Raw genomic sequence first — 1,760 nt, forward strand, 5'->3', positions numbered from 1 at the left:
CACTTCCCGACCTTTCTGCAGGCTCCGGCAAAGGTCGCGTCTTTCCACCTTTCGGACGATGGATTCCCACATCACGGGGCATGGGGCTGGATGCAGAAGCGATGACGGTCGTTCGCCGCCAATGCCGTCCGGCTTCGGCTTCGAAGCGCTGGCCTACAATCTCGGCAACGGGCGGCCTTGCCAATGCTTGCCAATAGCCGCAGTCTCAGGCTCTGCTGTCTGATCATCTGGTGAATGTTAGTTACTTGGATGTTATCATCGGCGGCGCGAGACCTTGGATGGATTTGATCGCCACGCCTGGAGGCCGCATCGCCGCATCGGGCGCATTGAGCATGAAGCGGCTGGTCGATATCTGGATCGCCGTCGCCGTCGCTCTTTTGATTTCAATTGGCGGGACTGCGGCTCAGCCCAAGTCTGGCGAGGCTGCCGCTCAGCCCAAACACATCCTGTTCCTTCATTCGTATGGCCCGATGTTCCAGCCGTGGGGCACATGGAGCCGGGAGATCCGAACTCAACTGAACCGGCAGTCGCCTTGGCCCCTGGACATTCAAAAGCAATCCCTTGTCACTGCTCGGAATGCTGACGACGCTGCCGAGGCGAAATTTGTTGATTATCTTAAAGCGCTCTACGCTAAACGAGGGCCCGATTTGATAGTCGCATTTGGCGCGCCCGCGGCTCGGTTTGTCCAGAAACACAGGGCAGACCTGTTTCCGACAACCCCGATGCTGCTCGCGGCGGTCGCCGTGCGTCGGGTTGATCAATCCATGTTGTCCGAGCAAGACGCCGTGGTGGGCGTGGACGTCGATCACGTCGCTTTGTTCGAGAACATTCTGCGGCTGTTGCCGGAGACGAAGACCATCGCGATGATAATCGGCAACTCGCCCCCGGAGCGATTCTGGGTCGGCGAGATGCAACGGGATCTGAAGCCACTGCTCGAGAACAGGGTTGAACTGCGCTTCTACAACGAGCGACCGTTTGAGGAGCTGCTGAAAGAGGTTGCGAATTTACCTCCCCACAGCGCAATCTTTTTTCAGCAGTTTAATGTGGACGGTACAGGCGCCGTCTATGGCGACAAGGGGCCGTTGAAGCGCATCCATGAGGTCGCCAACGCTCCCATTTTCACGTTTGACGAGTCCTATTTCAACGGTGAGGTTGTCGGCGGCCCGATGCTTTCCCCGGTCGAGGGCGCCGAACCGACCGCTGCCGCTGCCGTCCGAATGCTGGGAGGAGAAAAGGCAAGCGGCATCAAAGTTCCTCTAATCGAATTCTCAACCCCGAAATACGATTGGCGACAGCTCCAGCTTTGGAACATCAGCGAGAGCCTCCTGCCGCCAGGGAGTGAAATCTTGTTTCGCGAGCAAACAGTGTGGGAGCGATATTCCTGGCAGATTGCCTCCATCGCTGCGGTTGTTCTGCTACAGGCCGGGCTGATCGCGCTCCTGTTGATTGAACACCGCAGGCGTCAATTGGCCGAAATGCAGTCACGGCAGCGCACGGCAGAACTTGCGCGTGTCAATCGCTTCTCGACGGCTGGCGAGCTGACCGCCTTGATTGCCCACGAAATAAACCAGCCGCTCGGGGCAATTCTGATGAGCACCGAAAGCGCAGCAATCATCCTGCAATCCCTAAAATCAACGAGCCCCGATATCGCTGAACTCAGCGAAATCGTGGGCGATATTTCACACAATAACCAGCGTGCCACTGAAGTCATCCGGAGGATGCGCAGCCTCCTGAAAAAGGCACCCTTCGAGCTGATTAGC

Annotated in this window: 1 protein-coding gene; it reads left to right on the top strand. The window is 57.7% G+C overall.

The genetic code is table 11. The features are described from left to right. Positions 1-278: 278 nt before the first annotated feature. On the top strand, positions 279-1,760 hold a 1,482-nt coding region (locus AC0L2P_RS31995), incomplete at its 3' end, for an ATPase (RefSeq protein WP_473507214.1).

This window comes from Mesorhizobium sp. WSM4836 (assembly GCF_055811815.1).